Origin of the sequence: Vibrio sp. 10N.261.55.A7, assembly GCF_002877365.1 — a bacterium.
GTDB lineage: Bacteria > Pseudomonadota > Gammaproteobacteria > Enterobacterales > Vibrionaceae > Vibrio.
Map to the genome: position 1 here is coordinate 1 of NZ_MCWZ01000220.1, position 540 is coordinate 540.

Consider the following 540-nt stretch of genomic DNA (forward strand, 5'->3'; position numbering starts at 1 on the left):
TATCAACTATATTCAATGGTAAGTGCAGGGATTGATGAGCCTTTGAGTACTTATTCGTGCGCATCTTCCCAACCAAGAGTTTGTATGACCAAAACGCAATTTATCGTTCACTACCTAAAAATGAATCGAAAGTCGTATTTGCTTGCGATTGTCTTTATTTTCCTCGTTAACTGGCTGCAGGTAGAAATCCCTCGTTATATCCAACTTGCGATTGATTTGATTGATGATTCTTCAATAGAAAATGACCATAACCTTAATACCTACGTTGCAATTGTTGTGGGGATGTCGGTGGCTATGGTGGCTGTGCGTATCTTGTCGAGAGTCTATGCACTGAACCCTGGGCGCATCACGGAAGCGTCGCTTAAAAATACCTTATTGAATAAGCTCAATCAGCTCCCGAACAGTTTCCATGAAACATTCGCGTCAGGCCGTCTAATTTCGATCATCAATAACGATCTCGGTGCTATTCGGTTGCTTTTTGGCGTTGGTTTTTTGCAGTTTTTTAATGCCTTTTTGGCCTTATCACTCACACCACTATGG

The 540-nt window shown here is 41.7% G+C and carries 1 protein-coding gene; it reads left to right on the forward strand.

Features of this window, described 5'->3' with window-relative positions; all coding sequences use genetic code 11:
• Positions 1–84: 84 nt before the first annotated feature.
• On the forward strand, positions 85–540 hold a 456-nt coding region (locus BCU12_RS10815), incomplete at its 3' end, for an ABC transporter transmembrane domain-containing protein (RefSeq protein WP_133153868.1).